General features: G+C 68.5%; 13 protein-coding genes. 7 read left to right on the forward strand and 6 right to left on the reverse strand.

Going from position 1 to position 16,392, the window contains the following annotated elements; translation table 11 throughout:
• Positions 1 to 37: 37 nt before the first annotated feature.
• A complete protein-coding gene (locus tag FB562_RS04340) occupies positions 38 to 1,822 on the reverse strand; it encodes a glycoside hydrolase family 15 protein (protein ID WP_141880024.1) in 1,785 nt (594 codons plus the stop codon).
• A 29-nt stretch (positions 1,823 to 1,851) separates the two neighbouring features.
• On the opposite strand from FB562_RS04340, the gene FB562_RS04345 reads away from it, so the two are divergent.
• Complete coding sequence (locus tag FB562_RS04345; RefSeq protein ID WP_141880025.1) at positions 1,852 to 3,237, forward strand: glucose-6-phosphate dehydrogenase; 1,386 nt, start codon at positions 1,852 to 1,854, stop codon at positions 3,235 to 3,237.
• A gap of 12 nt (positions 3,238 to 3,249) precedes the next feature.
• Here FB562_RS04345 and FB562_RS04350 read toward each other — a convergent pair whose 3' ends face one another.
• On the reverse strand, positions 3,250 to 4,119 hold the full coding sequence (locus FB562_RS04350) for a siderophore-interacting protein (RefSeq protein ID WP_141880026.1): 870 nt from the start codon (positions 4,117 to 4,119) through the stop codon (positions 3,250 to 3,252).
• Between the two features lie 90 nt (positions 4,120 to 4,209).
• On the reverse strand, positions 4,210 to 5,244 hold the full coding sequence (locus FB562_RS04355; protein WP_141880027.1) for an App1 family protein phosphatidate phosphatase: 1,035 nt from the start codon (positions 5,242 to 5,244) through the stop codon (positions 4,210 to 4,212).
• Between the two features lie 228 nt (positions 5,245 to 5,472).
• Here FB562_RS04355 and FB562_RS04360 point away from each other — a divergent pair, with 228 nt between their 5' ends.
• The gene (locus tag FB562_RS04360) at positions 5,473 to 6,096 is read left to right on the forward strand and encodes a TetR/AcrR family transcriptional regulator (RefSeq protein WP_185740453.1); all 624 of its coding nucleotides are present in this window, start codon (positions 5,473 to 5,475) and stop codon (positions 6,094 to 6,096) included.
• A 36-nt stretch (positions 6,097 to 6,132) separates the two neighbouring features.
• Here FB562_RS04360 and FB562_RS04365 read toward each other — a convergent pair whose 3' ends face one another.
• The gene (locus tag FB562_RS04365; protein ID WP_141880029.1) at positions 6,133 to 6,795 is read right to left on the reverse strand and encodes a DedA family protein; all 663 of its coding nucleotides are present in this window, start codon (positions 6,793 to 6,795) and stop codon (positions 6,133 to 6,135) included.
• Between the two features lie 4 nt (positions 6,796 to 6,799).
• On the reverse strand, positions 6,800 to 7,648 hold the full coding sequence (locus tag FB562_RS04370) for an aminotransferase class IV (RefSeq protein ID WP_185740454.1): 849 nt from the start codon (positions 7,646 to 7,648) through the stop codon (positions 6,800 to 6,802).
• A gap of 11 nt (positions 7,649 to 7,659) precedes the next feature.
• On the opposite strand from FB562_RS04370, the gene FB562_RS04375 reads away from it, so the two are divergent.
• The 5 genes from FB562_RS04375 to holA all read left to right on the forward strand — a co-directional run bounded on the left by FB562_RS04375 (position 7,660) and on the right by holA (position 15,979).
• On the forward strand, positions 7,660 to 9,018 hold the full coding sequence (locus tag FB562_RS04375) for an anthranilate synthase component I family protein (protein ID WP_141880031.1): 1,359 nt from the start codon (positions 7,660 to 7,662) through the stop codon (positions 9,016 to 9,018).
• Between the two features lie 101 nt (positions 9,019 to 9,119).
• Entirely contained in the window at positions 9,120 to 11,696 is a 2,577-nt protein-coding gene (leuS, locus tag FB562_RS04380; protein WP_281284305.1) for a leucine--tRNA ligase, read from the forward strand.
• 107 nt (positions 11,697 to 11,803) lie between these two features.
• A complete protein-coding gene (locus tag FB562_RS04385; protein ID WP_246081337.1) occupies positions 11,804 to 12,487 on the forward strand; it encodes a helix-hairpin-helix domain-containing protein in 684 nt (227 codons plus the stop codon).
• Positions 12,488 to 12,498: 11 nt separating this feature from the next.
• Positions 12,499 to 14,865, forward strand: coding sequence for a ComEC/Rec2 family competence protein (locus FB562_RS04390; RefSeq protein ID WP_141880032.1), 2,367 nt, complete (start codon positions 12,499 to 12,501; stop codon positions 14,863 to 14,865).
• 58 nt (positions 14,866 to 14,923) lie between these two features.
• Complete coding sequence (gene holA / locus FB562_RS04395; RefSeq protein WP_185740455.1) at positions 14,924 to 15,979, forward strand: DNA polymerase III subunit delta; 1,056 nt, start codon at positions 14,924 to 14,926, stop codon at positions 15,977 to 15,979.
• Positions 15,980 to 16,093: 114 nt separating this feature from the next.
• Here holA and rpsT read toward each other — a convergent pair whose 3' ends face one another.
• Positions 16,094 to 16,354: a 30S ribosomal protein S20 gene (rpsT, locus tag FB562_RS04400; protein ID WP_141880033.1), complete on the reverse strand. Its 261-nt coding sequence runs from the start codon at positions 16,352 to 16,354 to the stop codon at positions 16,094 to 16,096.
• Positions 16,355 to 16,392 lie beyond the last annotated feature (38 nt).

Genomic DNA, 16,392 nt, shown 5'->3' on the forward strand with positions numbered 1-16,392 from the left:
CCTCAGTATGCCGCCCGCCTCCGACATCCCGACTGGCTCAGGATGCCTTCGCGACGGCCCTCTCAATCGCGCCGGCCGCACGCACGAGCGCGAGATGCGACAGCGCCTGCGGAGTGTTGCCGACCTGTCGTTGCTCGTCGACGTCGTACTCCTCCGAGAGCAGACCGACATCGTTGCAGAAACCGACAAGCCGATCCATGAGCGATGTGGCGTCATCGATCCTGCCTGAGCACGCGTACTGCTCGACCAGCCAGAACGAACAGGCAAGGAACGGATGCTCGCCGGGCGGCAGACCGTCGACGTTCTCCTCCGTGCGGTACCGCAGCAGCAGGCCGTCGCGCAGCAGGGTGCGCTCCATCTCGGCGACGGTGCCCAGCATCCGCGGGTCGTCGTAGTCGAGGTAGCCGACATGGCTCAGCTGCAGAAGGGATGCGTCCACGCCCGCTCCGCCATAGAACTGCGTGTAGGCGCCGAGGTCGCTGTCGAAGCCCTCGGTCTCGATCTCCTCGGCGATGCGATCACGCAGTCGCTCCCAGTGATCATCGGGGCCGGGCAGGCCGTGCACTCGAACGCCTTCGATCGCGCAGTCGAGGGCCGCCCAGAGCATCACGCGCGAGTGCGTGAAATGGCGCAGCGGGCCGCGGATCTCCCAGATGCCGTTGTCCGGCCTCTGCCAGTTGTCCTCGACGTAGCTCATGATGGCCCGCTGGAGCGGCCACGAGAACCGCCCCTCCTCGATGCCGGCCTCTCGTGCGCGGCGGAGGGCGATCATCACCTCGCCGAAGACATCACCCTGGTACTGCGTGAACGCCGCGTTGCCCTGACGCACGGGGGCGGCGCCCTCATAGCCGGGCAGGCTGTCGATCGTGCGCTCCGTGAGTTCGCGTTCGCCCGCGATTCCGTACATGATCTGGATGTCCGCGGGGTCTCCCGCGATCGCTCTCAGCAGCCAGCCGCGCCAGTGTTCGACCTCGTCTGTGAAGCCGCGCTGCACGAGCGCCTCGACCGCGAGTGAGGCGTCTCGCAGCCACACGAAGCGGTAGTCCCAGTTGCGCACCCCGCCCCACTGCTCGGGGAGGCTCGTCGTTGCCGCGGCGACGACACCGCCCGTGTCCTCGTGTGTGAGCGCCCGCAGCACGAGGAGCGATCGCTGCACGGCGTCGGCATAGGCGCCCCCGACGTCGACAGCGGATGCCCATTTCGTCCACCAGTCGATCGTGTTGCGGAGGCTCTTCTCGACCTCGAGCGGCGGCGGCACTTCGCGATGAGACGGGTACCAGTGCAGCGTCAGGTCGGCTGTCTCGCCTTCGGCGACCGTGAAGTTGCAGGCGTGCATGTGATCGGATGCGGTGAGTCTCGGCCCGCGCACGACGACGGCGTCGGGGCCGGCGACCGCGATCAGGGCGTTTCCCTGTTTCTCCGGCCTCTGGCGGATCCAGGGCACGGCGTCGGCGTAGCCGAAACGGATGCGCAGCTCCTGACGCATCTCGACCGTGCCGCTCAGGCCCGTCACGCGGCGTACGACGTCTGCGCGCCTGTCGCCGTGCGGCATGAACTCGGTGACCTCGACCTCACCTGTTGCGGTGCGCCAGCGGGTGACGAGCACGAAGGTGTTCTCGATGTAACGACGTGAACTCTCGATGACGTCGCCGACCGGGGCGAGCATCCATCGGCCGTGGTCCTCGGTGCCGAGGAGCGCCCCGAACATCGACGGGGAGTCGAATCGCGGAAAGCAGAGCCAGTCGATGCCGCCGTCGCTTCCGATCAGTGCCGCTGTGTGGCAGTCGCTGATCAATGCATAGTCTTCGATCTTCCTAGCCATCGTCCAATGTTTGCACGTAGCGTGAAGCGATGACTGTGAAGATCGATGTTCTGGTTGTCCTGGGTGCCGGTGGCGACCTGACGAGCCGCCTTCTCCTTCCGGGGTTGGGGCAGCTGCTTGCTTCGGGTCAGGCCGATGGTCTGACGCTGATCGGGGTGGGGCAGGATGCGCTGTCGGATGACGAATGGCGGGAGCGCGTCACACGGTCGTTCGAGAGCGGCGCCGCCGAGGGTGCCGAGCCTTCCCGGGTGGCCGCACAAACGGCCTGGCTCACGGCGGATGTGACGGATGCCGAGGGGCTGAGAAGCGTGATCGCCGCGGTTGATGGCACCCCCGCGTTCTATTTCGCGCTGCCTCCCGCGGTCGCCGTCGCGGTGGTGAAGACGATGGCGGAGATCGGGGTTCCTGAGGGCACAGTGCTCGCGCTCGAGAAGCCGTTCGGAACAGATCTTGCGAGTGCCCAGGCGTTCAACGCCCTACTGGCGAGGGTGGTGCCGGAGAACAGCGTGCACAGGGTCGATCACTTTCTTGGCAAGTCGACGGTGCTCAATCTGATCGGTCTGCGTTTCGCGAACCGCTTCTTCGAGCAGTCGTGGAACAGGGATGCCATCGAGCGCGTCGACATCGTCTTCGACGAGAACCTCGCCCTTGAGGGCCGGGCCGGATACTACGATCATGCCGGTGCGCTGGTGGACATGATCCAGAGCCATCTGCTGCAGGTGCTGGCCCTCGTCGCGATGGAGCCGCCGTCGACGCTCGACCCCGACGATCTGAGGGGCTCGATCGCGCAGGTGCTGCGCGCGGTCCGGCCGCAGGATGATGACCCTCGCCGATCGAGCAGGCGCGCCAGGTACACGCCGGGCACGATCGGCGGCCGACGCCTGCCCTCCTACGCCGATGAGAAGGGCGTCGATCCGGAGAACGGCACCGAGACCCTGGCGGAGATGACGGTCACCGTCGACAACTGGCGGTGGGCCGGCGTGCCGTTCACCCTGCGTTCCGGCAAGGCCCTCGCCGATCGCCGCAAGGAGATCGTGGTGACGTTTCGTGAGGTGCCTCACCTGCCGGAGGGGCTGTCGGGGCGGGTGGGCCCGAGTCGACTGCGCCTTGTGCTCGGCCCCGATCGGATCGAGTTCGACGTCGCGATGAACGGGGAGGACGATCCCTTCCAACTGGATCAGGTCACGCTGTCCGCCGAATTCGGCGCGGGGCGGTTGGGCCCCTATGGCGAGGTCCTGTCCGGCATCCTGTCGAGCGATCCGACGTTGTCGCTGCGCGCCGATGTCGTCGAGCAGTGTTGGCGGATCGTCGAGCCTGTTCTCGCAGTCTGGAGGAACGGCGATGTGCCGCTCGAGGAGTACCCGGCCGGCTCGGCAGGCCCGGCCGCATGGTCCGCCGTGCCTCCGAAGGCCTAGCCCTCCGAAGGCCTAGTCCTCCGGGTCGCTCGGGTCGATGGGGGCGTGGTGGTCGCGACCGGCCACGCCGCGCTTCCAATAGCCGTCGACGGTGACCCGGGATGCGGGCAGGCCGAGTTCGCGACGCAGGTAGCGGCGGATGGCGACCAGGCCGCCGGTCTCGCCGGCCACCCAGATGTAGGTGCCGTCGTCGATGGCTCCGGAGTCTCCCATGCCGCGGATGGCGCGCTCGAGCGCTCCATCGCCCTTGGAGAGCCAGATCACCTGTGCGCGCTGAACGACCTCGGGGTCGAGGTAGACGGCATCGGAGTCGTGGTCGAGCTCGATGAAGGCCGAGATCTCCACGTTCTCCGGCAGCATGGCGATCCAGCGTGCGACGGCGGGCAGCGCGCTCTCATCCGCACCGAGGAGAACCTTCGTCATGCCGGTGGGCGCTGGCCGCGAGCCGCGCGGGCCCGCGACGACGAGGGCGTCGCCCACCTTCGCCTTTGACGCCCATGCGGTGGCCGGGGCGGTGTCGCCGTGCACGACGAAGTCGAGTTCGAGGCTCGCGGGGGAGTCGGCTGTGGCAGGCCGGAAGCTTCGCGGCGTGTAGTCGCGCGAGATGACGGTTCCCTCGCTGGGGCGCGCTGGGCCATCCGGCGTCATGACGGGCACGGCCAGCTCGCCGCTCGCGGGGTCGGGAAAGAACACCTTCACATGGTCGGCGGGGCCGGTGCTCGCGAAGCCGTCGAGGTCGGCGCCTTCGAGGGTCACTCGCACGAAGGAGATGCCGATCTGTCGCACCGAGGTGACGGTCAGATGGCGGATCGCGAAGGGATGGCGCTCAACAGGGCCATGTTCGATGGGGCTGTGCTCGACCACGGGTGTTGCTTCGATCATTACTGCTCCAAGATGCGGGCGGACGGGGATGGCCCGGCCATCCACGCTAGCGCATGGTCTGGAGATGCGGCCGGCCCGAAGCGGGGGCGCTCAGCGCCTCGTGTCGCCGAGCAGCTGCTCGGCGAGGCCCGCGCCGGTCGGGGCGTAGTACCAGGGAACGGCCGTTGCAGCGCTGCGCTCCTCGTCGCTCTTGCGCCCGCCCGCGAGAACCGCCTCGCCTGTGGACAGCTGTCGGATGGCGACGGCCTGCACCCGCCCGGGGTGCTCCTCCGCGAAGGCGCTGTAGATCTCCTCGTCGTGCTGGCCGTCGTCGCCGACGAGCAGCCACCGCAGATCAGGGAACTCGGCGTCCAGTCGGCGGAGGGTCTCCTCCTTGTGTGCCCGGCCGCTGCGGAACCACCGGTCATGGGTGGGCCCCCAGTCGGTGAGCAGCAGCGGGCCGCTGGGGTAGAGGTGTCGGCGCAGAAAGCGGTTGAGCGTGGGGGCGACATTCCAGGCGCCTGTCGAGAGGTAGAAGCAGGGAGCCCCCGGATGATCCTGCAGCAGACGTTCGTAGAGCACGGCCATTCCGGGAACGGGGCGTCGTGCGTGCTCGTCGAGCACGAAGGTGTTCCACGCTGCGAGCAGGGGGCGGGGGAGTGCTGTGACCATGACGGTGTCGTCGACGTCGGAGACGAGCCCGAATCGCGCTGCGGGGTCGACGACGAACACGGGCGCCTCGACCTCCTCGGAGTCTTCGGTGCGAATGCCGATGCTGTGCCAGCCGGGGGTGAGCGAACAGTCGATGACGGTGTCGACGACGCCGCCGCGGTCAGCGGTGACCCTGTGTTCGATCCCGTTGACGGTGATGATGACGGATGCGTCATTGAGGGGAACGCTCGTGAAGCTGCGCCAGCCCCGGATCTTCTTGTACCGTGTGCCGGTTCCCGGCTTCGACAGCAGCACCCGACACAGGACCCTGACCCAGCCGGGGGAACCGTAGCCGGTGTAGGGGATGATCGTGGCGGTGTGACCGCGACGGCGGGCCGACTTCTCTCGCACGTCGTGGAACCAGTCCTCGATCCGCGAGGCGAGGTGCGGACTGGTCCCCGGGATGCGAGCGGTCGCTTCTGGGGACGCTGCCATGCTCCCAGTCTGGCATGGAGTGACGACTTCGCTGTGCCCGCATCCGGGGTGTGTGAATCGTGCTGCAAGCAGACGCTTTCGTCTGCTTTTGTCGTGTTTTTCTGGCAATCCGCCGAGACATTCTCGTGCATCGGATGGTTCGCGCCCCCGCAATGGGGGCGCGCTATACACTTCCAGACAGAGACATTTGAGGAGAAATCTTTGCCGCACCGCAACCGGGACGAATCAGTGCCTGGAACCCTCGCAAATCTGCGAAACGAGCCGGTTCAGGCCCGCAGTACAGCGCGCCTCACCCGCCTTCTTGACTCCGCCGCGGAGGTGATTGAGGAGATCGGCTATGAGCGTCTGACGACGGCCATGGTCGCTGAACGCGCCGGCGCATCCATCGGAACCGTCTACCGCTATTTCCCCGACCGCATTGCGGTGCTCCAGAGCCTGAGTGCACGTTTCGTCGGTGAATACATCGATGAGGTGGGCGCGGCACTTCAGAACCCCAAGCTCTCAGGCTGGGCGGATGCCGTCGACGCCGTCATCGACGTCTCGGTGGCCTCCTTCCGCTCCAAGCCGGGCTTCCGCTCCATCCGCTTCGGCGACGTCATCGACGTCCGCCCGGTCGAGGGTGGCACGCAGTCTGCTGTCGTTGCAGAGCACATCGCGGATGTCCTCTCAGAACGCTTCGGTCTCGAAGGTGGCAAGCAGTTGGCGTTCCGCGTCGAGGTCGGTCTTCAGGTCATCGACTCGCTGCTGGGTCGCGCCTTCCTGCTGCGCACCAAGGGTGACGAGGCGATCATCGCTGAGGCCCGCGCGATCGTGCGGCAGTACTTCGCTGGGTTCTACGGGGACGCCGCGTAGGCAGGCAGTCTCAGTTCTGAACCGGATGCATCCGGCTCAGTCGTCGTCGGCGTCGCCGTCCTGGCGTTCCATGTGACGGGCCTCAAGCCGCCCGAGCAGCCACTTCGCCAGTGCGACGAGGATGAGGAAGGCCACGATGATGGCGACGAACACGGCACCCGCCCAGTGCAGCTGGCTGGAGAGCTCGCGGTAGGAGCCGGCGGCGAGCCATCCGACCCCTACATAGCTTGCAGCCCAGATGGTGCAGGCCGGGATGGTCCAGCTCATGAAGGTGCGGTACCGCATCGTGCTCATCCCTGCGGTGAGGGGCACGAGTGAGTGCAGCACGGGCAGAAAGCGCGAGATGAACACCGCGATGCCTGCGCGCCTGTCGGTGTAGCGCTGCGCGACGCGCCACTGCCGTTCGCCGATCCTCTGGCCGAGACGGCTGGAACGGATGCGAGGCCCGAAGAGCCTGCCGAGCAGAAAGCCGATGCTCTCGCCGGCGAGCGAGCCGACGATCACGGTGAGCACGAGCGCGACGTATTCGACCACATTGGCGACCGCTGTCGACGCCACGATCACGATCGTGTCGCCGGGAACGACGAGGCCCACGAGCACGGAGGTCTCGAGCAGCATCCCCACGCCTGCGAGGGCGGTGCGCAGAACGGGGTCGACCGATTGGACCAGGTCGAGGATCCACGTGAGTATCTCGTTCATCAGCTCAATTATTCACGGGCGGGCTGCCCTCGATGCTGGCAGTGTGCCGCCTGTTCCTCGCCACGGGCCGCCGAAGCGAATCGAGGCGGGCTCGCCACTCGCGCAGCCGGCCGGGTTCCTCGGCAGGCGACGGGCCGTCGATCCAGCGGGTGACGATGCGCAGGCCGTGCAGAGCATTGGCCGCCCAGATCTCGAGCCCGTCGAGTTCGGCCGGCGTCGTCTTCTCCCAGGACAGGTCGATGCCGAGGGCCGTCGCCATGGCTGCGACGGATCGCACTGTGACGCTGTCGACCCGTTCGAGCTCCTGGTCGGGCAGGCAGAGGATCTCCCCGCGCCACCACAGCAGCGCCGTGCTGGCACCCTCGATGACGTGACCGTCGTTGTCGAGCAGCACCACATCGTCGGCGCCGGATGCTGAGGCCTCGCGACGGATGCTCTCCAAGTTCTCGAGCGACGGGCCTTTGACGCCCGGCTCGATACGGGGCTCGGGGCCGCTGTGGCTGGCGAGGGTCAGCTGCAGTCCGCGCTCCGGCGCTGGACGGTCTCTGAAGAGCAGGAGCGGCGCATCCTGCCGTGTCACGAGATCGACACGGGGAAATCGCTCGCCCGTGTCGGGGAGGCGGTCGATGACGGCGTCCCAGAACCCTGAGGGGTCGACCCGCGTGTGTCCGGTCCTCGCGGCAGCGCGCTCGACCGCGTCGAAGAAACGCATCCTGTGCAGTTCCAGGGCGAGCACGCGCCCCTCGCTGACGAGCCACGAGTCGGCGGCTTCGATCCGCGCGCCCGCCACGTCCTCCAGGCCGAGCGCGCGCAGCTCGCCGTCGACCCATCCGTGCAGGGTGCTCTCACTCATAGACTCAGCGTATGCGTCGCCGGGTGCTCGAGTCTGACTGGGTGCCATGGATCGACCCCGCGAAGGCCTACAGCGCGCTGTTCGCGCGGCGCGAGAACTCCTTCTGGCTCGACAGCGGAACGGATGCCGTCTCGGGCATGAGTGCCATGGGGGCGTCGGATGTCGTTCTCATCGATGGCCCGGGGCATCCGATTCTCGACGCACTCGATCGAGGGCTGGCGGATGCCGCAGGCGTCGATGCCGGAGAGGGCGAGGGTTTTCGTCTCGGCTGGGTCGGCTGGCTCGGCTACGAACTGCGCGAGACGACGATGGGGGAGCCCGTCGCTCGGGGTGCGGGCCAGCCTCGGGCCACCATGATGTTCGTCGATCGCGCCCTCGTGTTCGACCACCGTGGGAGCCGGATGCGGCTGCTGGCGCTGGGCGAGTCGTGGAACGGCGAGCTGGCCGAGTGGCGCGACGAGGTCATCGCTGTGCTGCGGGAGACCTCATGCGGCGAGGCAGACGCGGAGCCGCGCCCGGCATCCGGGGCACTTGCCTCTCGAAGCGCGCGCTGGCGATACTCCGACGCCGAATACCTCACCATGATCGCGCAGTGCCAGGATGCGATCCGGGCGGGAGACGCCTACCAGCTCTGCCTCACCAACGAGGCCTCGCTCGACGTCGAGGTGGAGCCACTCGAGGCCTATCTGCGGCTGCGCGCGGCCAGCCCGGCCCACCACGGAGGGCTTCTGCGCTTCGGCGCGGAGTCGCTGCTGAGCGCATCGCCGGAGCAGTTCCTCGAGGTGCGGCCCGGCGGCGTCGTGACGACCCGGCCGATCAAGGGCACTCGGAGGAGGGGAGCCGATCAGGAGGAAGACGCGCGGCTGCGCGAGGAGCTCCTCGCGAGCGACAAGGAGCGCGCCGAGAACCTCATGATCGTCGACCTCATGCGCAACGACCTGTCGACGGTGTGCGTCACCGGAACGGTTCGGGTGTCGTCGCTGCTCGCCGTCGAGTCGTACCCCCAGGTGCATCAGCTCGTGAGTACCGTCACGGGGCACCTGCGGCCCGGCCTGACCGCGATCGACGCGGTTCGGGCCTGCTTTCCGGCCGGGTCCATGACCGGTGCGCCCAAGCGCAGCGCCACGCGCATCCTCGATCGGCTGGAGGGCCGCGCGCGCGGTGTGTACTCGGGTGCCTTCGGCCATTTCGGGCTCGACGGGCGCGCCGACCTGGCCATGGTCATCCGCAGTATCGTGGTGGATGCGAGGGGTGCGACGATCGGCGCCGGCGGCGGTATCACCGCGCTGTCGGTGCCGCAGGAGGAGCTTGAGGAGGTTCGGATCAAGGCGGCCGCCCTCATGGCGGTGCTCGGGGCATCCGTTCGCTAATCTGGAAGGTACGTCGGTCCGGTGGCACAGCGTGCCGGAACGAGGCCCTCGGCCGTGACGGACGACGACAGCATCGACTTCTGCAACGAATAGAGAATCCTGTGGCATCAGCCCCTTCAGACAACTCGCGGTCCGACGAGCACGACGACTACGACTTCGCGTCGATGCAGGAGAAGTGGCAGGCGAGCTGGGACGAGCTGAAGCCGTTCAGCACCGCAACCGCCGACGACACCCGCCCACGCAAGTACGTGCTCGACATGTTCCCGTACCCCTCGGGCGACCTGCACATGGGGCACGCGGAGGCGTACGCGCTCGGCGACGTCATCGCCCGCTACTGGCGCCAGCAGGGATTCAACGTTCTGCACCCCATCGGGTGGGACTCTTTCGGCCTCCCCGCCGAGAACGCGGCCATCAAGCGCGGCATCGACCCTCGCGCCTGGACGTACGAGAACATCGAGCAGCAGAAGCGCAGCATGAAGCTGTATGCGGCATCCTTCGACTGGGATCGCGTGCTGCACACGAGTGACCCCGAGTACTACAAGTGGAACCAGTGGCTGTTCCTCAAGATGTATGAGAAGGGCCTCGCCTACCGCAAGGCATCCTGGGTCAACTGGTGCCCCAACGACCAGACGGTGCTCGCCAATGAGCAGGTCGTCGACGGGGTGTGCGAGCGCTGTGGCGCCACAGCGGAGAAGAAGAAGCTCACGCAGTGGTACTTCAAGATCACCGACTACGCCGACCGCCTGCTCGACGACCTGAACCAGCTGGAGGGCAGCTGGCCGTCCAAGGTCATCGCCATGCAGCGCAACTGGATCGGGCGCTCCATCGGAGCCGAGGTCGACTTCGAGGTCGAAGGCCGTGAGGAGAAGGTTGCGGTCTTCACGACCCGCCCCGACACGCTGTACGGCGCGACGTTCATGGTCGTCGCCCCCGACTCCGATCTCGCCGCCGAACTGGTTGCGGGGTCCTCCGACGCGGTGAAGCAGGAGTTCGCCTCCTATCTCACCGCGGTGCAGAAGACGAGTGAGATCGATCGTCAGGATGCGGCCCGGGAGAAGACGGGCGTGTTTCTCGACCGTTTCGCGGTCAACCCCGTCAACGGTGAGCGGCTGCCGATCTGGGCTGCCGACTACGTGCTCTCCGACTACGGAACGGGCGCCATCATGGCCGTCCCGGCGCACGACCAGCGCGACCTCGACTTCGCGCTCAAGTTCGGCCTTCCCGTGCGCGTCGTCGTCGACACGAACGCCGCCGTCACGGGTGCCATCCCGGTCATCGAGACCGACGAGAACGGCGACCCGGTTCTGCCGGAGCTGCCGTCGCTCGACCCCGCCGTGACAGGCGAGGCGCTGGGCGGGGAGGGGCGGATGATGAACTCCGGCCCCCTCGACGGGCTCAGCAAGGCGAACGCCATCAAGCGGGTGACGGCCCAGCTCGAGGAGGCCGGCACCGGCCGCTCGGCCCGCAACTACCGGCTGCGCGACTGGCTGATCTCCCGCCAGCGCTACTGGGGGACCCCCATCCCGATCATCCACGCCGAGGACGGGAGCATGGTGCCGGTGCCCGAGGACCAGCTGCCGGTCACTCTGCCGCCGAGCGAGGGCCTCGACCTCAAGCCGAAGGGTTCGTCGCCGCTCGGAGCAGCAGAGGACTGGGTGAACGTGCCGAACCCGGTTGACGGCTCGCCCGCACGCCGCGACCCCGACACGATGGACACGTTCGTCGACAGCTCGTGGTACTTTCTGCGCTTCCTGAACCCGCACGATGACACGCAGGCCTTCGACCCGAAGGAGGCGGAGAAGTGGGCCCCCGTCGACCAGTACGTCGGCGGCGTGACCCACGCCATCCTGCACCTGCTCTACGCGCGCTTCATCACGAAGGTGCTGTACGACCTGGGCTATGTGAGCTTCACCGAGCCGTTCAGCGCTCTGCTCAACCAGGGCATGGTGCTCATGGACGGCTCGGCGATGAGCAAGTCGAAGGGCAACATCGTGCAGCTCAGCGAGCAGCTGGCACTGCACGGCGTCGACGCAGTTCGCCTGACGATGGCCTTTGCCGGCCCGCCCGAGGACGACATCGACTGGGCTGACGTCTCCCCGCATGCCTCGGCGAAGTTCCTCGCCAGGGCGTGGCGGCTCGCGAGCGATGTCACGAGTGCGCCCGATGTGCTCTGGAAGACCGGTGATGTGGGGCTCCGTCGGGTCACGCATCGCTTCCTGGCGGATGCCCCGAAGCTGATCGAGTCGTTCAAGTTCAATGTCGTGGTCGCCCGCCTCATGGAGCTCGTGAATGCGACCCGCAAGGCGATCGATGGCGCGCCGGGAGGTTCGGATGCGGCGGTGCGGGAGGCGACCGAGACGGTTGCCCTCGGCCTCAGCCTGTTCGCCCCGTACACGGCGGAGGACATGTGGGAGCGCCTCGGCCACCCCGCACCGGTCGCCCTCGCCGGCTGGCGCAAGGCCGACCCCGTGCTGCTCGTGGAGCAGTCGGTGACGGCCGTCGTGCAGGTCGACGGCAAGGTGCGCGACAAGCTCGAGGTGAGCCCGACGATCGATCCTGCGGAGCTGGAGCGGCTCGCTCTCGCGACCGCCGGCGCGATCCGTTCCATCGCCGGCCGCGAGGTCGTCAATGTGATCGTGCGGGCCCCCAAGATCGTGAGCATCAGCACGCGCGGTTAGTCTCGCTGCTCGCGGGCTTCTCCTCACCATCCGGCGTCGGCTGGGCTTGTCCACCGGGTTGGCCCGGTCGGCCGGATGCGAGGTCACAGCACGCTTAACGTGGCGGCATGGCATCGCACGGTCACAGGGCCCAGGGTCCGCTCGTCGACGCCGCGGAGCCGGCCGACCGTATCGTCGAGGGCCCACGAGGCTCCGGCCCGGGTGTGCGCCTGCGCATGCGGGTGGGTGCCGCGGTAGTGCTCGTTTTGCTCGGCCTTGGAGTCGCCGTGCTGGTGAGTGCGCTGGGCTCCTCGGGCTCGGTGACGGCGATCGGTGCCTCTGCTGCGCCGGATGATCCCGGCACCGTCGGGGTGGATGCTCCGACGGCGACGATCTACGTTCACCTTCTGGGCGCGGTGAAGCGGCCGGGCCTCTACCAACTGCGCGAGGGCGCTCGGGCGGTCGACGCCGTCGCGGCGGCGGGAGGCTTCACCGAGGAGGCTGATCGCGCGCAGCTCAATCTGGCGCGCTTCGTCAGCGATGGCGAGCAGATCCATGTGCCGCAGCTGGGCGAGGTGCCGGCGGCGGCGCCGGGCGCGCAGCCGGGGGTGGGCGGTGACGGCCGCGTGAATCTGAACACGGCGGATGCCGCAGCTCTGGAGACCCTGCCCCGGGTCGGGCCGGCGATGGCGGCCCGCATCATCGACTGGCGGGAGACGAACGGCCGCTTTGCGACGGTCGAGGATCTGCAGGCGGTGTCCGGGGTGGGGGAGAAGACCTTCGCGGCGTTGAAGGATCTGGTGACGGTGTGACGGCGGAGCCGATGGCCCCATCTTCGTCGCGCCTCGATCTGCGGTTGGCGCTGCCCGCTGTCGTCGGCTGGGTTGCCGTGGCTGTTCTCATCGGCAACCCTCCCGGCGCGGCGCTCGGGGGAGCGGTCGGGGGCGCGGTGGCCGTACTGGCGGCGGGGGCCGTGCTTCTCCTGCGGGCCCGTGGCGGGCTGCGGCGGGTGCTGGCCCTGCTCGCGGTCTGCGCGATGGCGGCATCCGTTCTTCTTCTCGGCGCGATGGCGAGGGCGGATGCCCGGCAACCTGCGGTGATGCTGCAGGCCGCGCAGGAGGGCCGCTTCGTGTCCATCGAGGCGACGCTCACGCAGACCGTTCATGACGGCGGTGAGCGGTTCGCGGCGACGGCCGACTCTGTGCAGCTGGAGGGGAAGACCCTTGCGGTCTCCGTGCCGATCGTCGTGTTCGCCTCGATCGACCGGCCCTCGGCGATCATCGGTGCCACAGTGCAACTCTCCGGCACCCTGACGGCGAACGAGCCCGGCGACGCCGCCGCCTTCCTGGTGTTCTCGCGTGGCACGGCGAGCGTGCTCGGCGAACCGGGCGGGGTGCTCGGTGCTGCGGCCGCGTTGCGCTCCGGCTTCCTCGACCTCGCGCAGTCGCTTCCCGGTCTCGGCGGAGGTCTTCTTCCAGGCCTCGCGATCGGAGACACCGCGGCCGTCTCCTCAGAACTCGACGCGGCAATGAAGGCCAGTTCACTCAGCCACCTGACGGCGGTCTCCGGTGCCAACTGCGCGGTGGTCGTCGGGCTGGTGCTCGTGCTGGGCGGCATGCTCCGGATGCCGATCGCGGCCCGGATCGTCGCATCCGTCGTCGTCCTGGCCGGTTTTGTGGTGCTCGTCACCCCCGAGCCGAGCGTGCTGAGAGCCGCCGTCATGGCGGTGTCGGTGCTGTTCGCCCGGCTGGGCGGGCGTGGGGCGGGCGGGGTGCCTGTGCTTTCCCTCGCCGTGCTCGTGCTGCTCGCCATCGACCCATGGCTGGCGCGTTCCTTCGGCTTCGTGCTCTCCGTGCTCGCCACGGCAGGACTGCTCGTGCTGGCCGGCCCGCTGGCGCGATTCCTGTCGGCGTGGATGCCGTCTCCTGTCGCTCTCCTGATCGGGGTTCCGCTGGCCGCCCAGCTGGCCTGCCAGCCCATCATCATCCTGCTCTCACCGACGATCCCGCTGTACGGCGTGGTCGCGAACATCCTCGCGGGGCCGGCCGCACCGGTTGCGACGGTGCTGGGGCTCGTGGCCTGCCTCATCGCGCCGCTGTGGGCGGGCTTCGCCCAGCTTGTGGCGTGGGTGGCGTGGTTCCCGTCGAGCTGGATCGCGGCGGTCGCGATGTTCTTCGCGGGGCTGCCCGGCAGCGGATTGCCATGGGCCGAGGGTGCTGCAGGGGCGGTGCTCGCCGCGATCGTCACCATCTCGGCGGTGCTGGGCGTGCTCGCCTCGCCCGGTCGCATCCGCACAGGCTCAGGCGTGTTGGTTCTTGTGCTTCTGATGGCCTGGTTGGGTGCCGTCGGCGGTGAGCAGCTGCGCCGGCGGCTCGCACCGCCCGCAGACTGGCAGATCGCCGCCTGCGACATCGGGCAGGGTGACGCCGTGCTGGTGCGCAGCGCGGGCGCCATCGCGCTCGTCGACACGGGCCCCGACCCCGCACTGCTCGCCGACTGCCTCGACCGTCTGGGTGTCGCGCGCATCGACCTGCTCGTGCTCACCCATTTCGATCTCGATCATGTCGGCGGCACCTCAGCGGTTCTGGGCCGGGTGGGCGCGGTGCTGCATGGCCCGCCCGGCGCTGCCGATGACGATGCCGTCCTTGCGGCGCTGGAGCGGGGCGGGGCCACGATGACGCCGGCGGGCAGGGGCATGATCGGCGCGCTGGGCGAACTGCGCTGGCGGGTGCTGTGGCCGGCCGAGCGGCCGTCGGGTTTCGAGCCGGGCAACGATCTGAGTGTCGTCCTGTCGTTCTCCGGCGTCGGGCGGTGCGATGCCGGATGCCTCAGCTCGGTGTTCCTCGGAGACCTCGGCGAGCAGGCGCAGGCCCGGATGCTCGCAGCGGGCCGCGCGCAGGTCGCCGCACTCGGTTCCGTCGACGTCGTGAAGGTGTCGCATCACGGATCGGGCGACCAGAGCGCCCGCCTGTACGAGGCGCTGTCGGCGCGGGTCGCGGTCATCGGGGTCGGCGCGGAAAACAGCTACGGGCATCCGAATGCTTCCATTCTGGACGTGCTCGAGGGCACAGGCGCGGAGGTCACCCGCTCCGACACCGACGGGCTCGTGCTGCTGTCGTCGGACGGCACCGGAGGCATCCGCGTCTGGCGGGAGCGCCTGCCGGAGCCGACGGTCGGGGGAGGCGAATAGGCTTGTGGGCGCGGCCCGGCGCCGCGCAGTCACCAGCGTGAAGAACCGAAGGAGTCCCGTGGCAGCCAGGCCAGCAGGCAGGTCCGCGAGCGGACGATCCGGAGCGTCGAAGGCGGCCGCCGCGATTCCGCAGCTGGGCTGGTCGCAGATCCGCCCCGCCCCTGTCGTGCTCGTCTCGGGCACGGAGGGCTTCCTGGCCGACCGGGCGATCCGGATGCTGCGCGACATGCTCCGCCTCGAGGACCCCAGCCTCGAGGTGAGCGACCTCGAGGCCGACGGTTACGCCCCCGGGCAGCTGCTCACGGTGGCCAGCCCGTCGCTGTTCGGCGAGCCGCGGATGATCCGCACGGTCGCCGTCGAGAAGTGTACGGATGCGTTCATCACCGAGACGCTCGCCTATCTTGAGAATCCGGCCGAGGGCACTTATCTGGTGCTCCGTCATGCGGGCGGGGTGCGCGGCAAGAAGCTGCTCGACGCCATCAGGGGAGGGCTCGGCGGTGGAATCGAGGTCGTCTGCACCGAGCTGAAGAAGGAGTCCGACAAGGTCGACTTCGCCCGCGCCGAGTTCGCTGCTGCCGGCCGACGGGTGAGCCCCGGCGCCATCCGTGCGCTCGTCGCCGCGTTCTCCGATGATGTCGCCGAACTCGCATCCGCCTGCCAGCAGTTGGTGTCGGATGCGGCGGCGGAGATCACCGAGGCGACCGTCGAGAAATATTATTCGGGCCGCGTCGAGACGACGGCGTTCGCGGTCGCCGACATCGCGATCGCGGGCCGGCAGGGCGACGCCCTTGTCATGCTGCGGCACGCACTGGCTTCCGGTGCAGACCCTGTTCCGATCGTCGCCGCGTTCGCGAGCAAGTTGCGCACGATGGCGAAGGTTTCGGGCGCGCGGGGCGGTTCGGGTCAGCTGGCCGGCCAGCTCGGTCTGGCGCCGTGGCAGGTGGATCGCGCCAAGCGTGACCTGCAGGGCTGGACAGATTCGGGTCTCGGCCGCTGCATCGAGATGCTCGCCGAGACGGATGCCGCGGTGAAGGGCGCCCAGCGCGATCCGGTTTTCGCACTCGAGCGCATGGTGGGCGTGATCGCGAGCCGAGGCGAGCAGCCCGGGGGATAGGGCCGCTGGCTCGGCACAGACACAGGCGCCGGCACAAAGCGAAGGACCCCGCCTCAGTGAGGCGGGGTCCTGTTCGTTCGGTCCGGCGTTGCTGCCGGTCGCGAGCGGGTGCTGCTACAGCGCGTTGACCTGCTTCGCGATGGACGACTTGCGGTTTGCCGCCTGGTTCTTGTGGATGACGCCCTTGCTGGCGGCCTTGTCGAGCTTCTTGGAGGCGACGAGGAGAGCGGCTGCAGCCTTCTCCTTGTTGCCCTCGGTGATGGCGGCGCGCGTTGCGCGAACTGCCGTCTTGACCTCGCTGCGGACGGCCTTGTTGCGGTCGGTCGCCTTCTTGTTGGTGAGGATGCGCTTGATCTGCGACTTGATATTTGCCACGTTGAGTAACTTTCTGTTGTTCCGGATGATGTTCGGCA

Origin of the sequence: Homoserinimonas aerilata, from assembly GCF_006716125.1 — a bacterium.
GTDB classification, from domain to species: Bacteria; Actinomycetota; Actinomycetes; order Actinomycetales; family Microbacteriaceae; genus Homoserinimonas; species Homoserinimonas aerilata.

Excerpts from the sequence above, each read along its gene's own strand:
- FB562_RS04340 (WP_141880024.1), bottom strand. The coding sequence starts at position 1,822 with ATGGCTAGGAAGATCGAAGACTATGCATTGATCAGCGACTGCCACACA.
- FB562_RS04345 (WP_141880025.1), top strand. The coding sequence starts at position 1,852 with ATGACTGTGAAGATCGATGTTCTGGTTGTCCTGGGTGCCGGTGGCGAC.
- FB562_RS04350 (WP_141880026.1), bottom strand. The coding sequence starts at position 4,119 with ATGATCGAAGCAACACCCGTGGTCGAGCACAGCCCCATCGAACATGGC.
- FB562_RS04355 (WP_141880027.1), bottom strand. The coding sequence starts at position 5,244 with ATGGCAGCGTCCCCAGAAGCGACCGCTCGCATCCCGGGGACCAGTCCG.
- FB562_RS04365 (WP_141880029.1), bottom strand. The coding sequence starts at position 6,795 with ATGAACGAGATACTCACGTGGATCCTCGACCTGGTCCAATCGGTCGAC.
- FB562_RS04370 (WP_185740454.1), bottom strand. The coding sequence starts at position 7,648 with ATGAGTGAGAGCACCCTGCACGGATGGGTCGACGGCGAGCTGCGCGCG.
- FB562_RS04375 (WP_141880031.1), top strand. The coding sequence starts at position 7,660 with ATGCGTCGCCGGGTGCTCGAGTCTGACTGGGTGCCATGGATCGACCCC.
- FB562_RS04385 (WP_246081337.1), top strand. The coding sequence starts at position 11,804 with ATGGCATCGCACGGTCACAGGGCCCAGGGTCCGCTCGTCGACGCCGCG.
- FB562_RS04390 (WP_141880032.1), top strand. The coding sequence starts at position 12,499 with ATGGCCCCATCTTCGTCGCGCCTCGATCTGCGGTTGGCGCTGCCCGCT.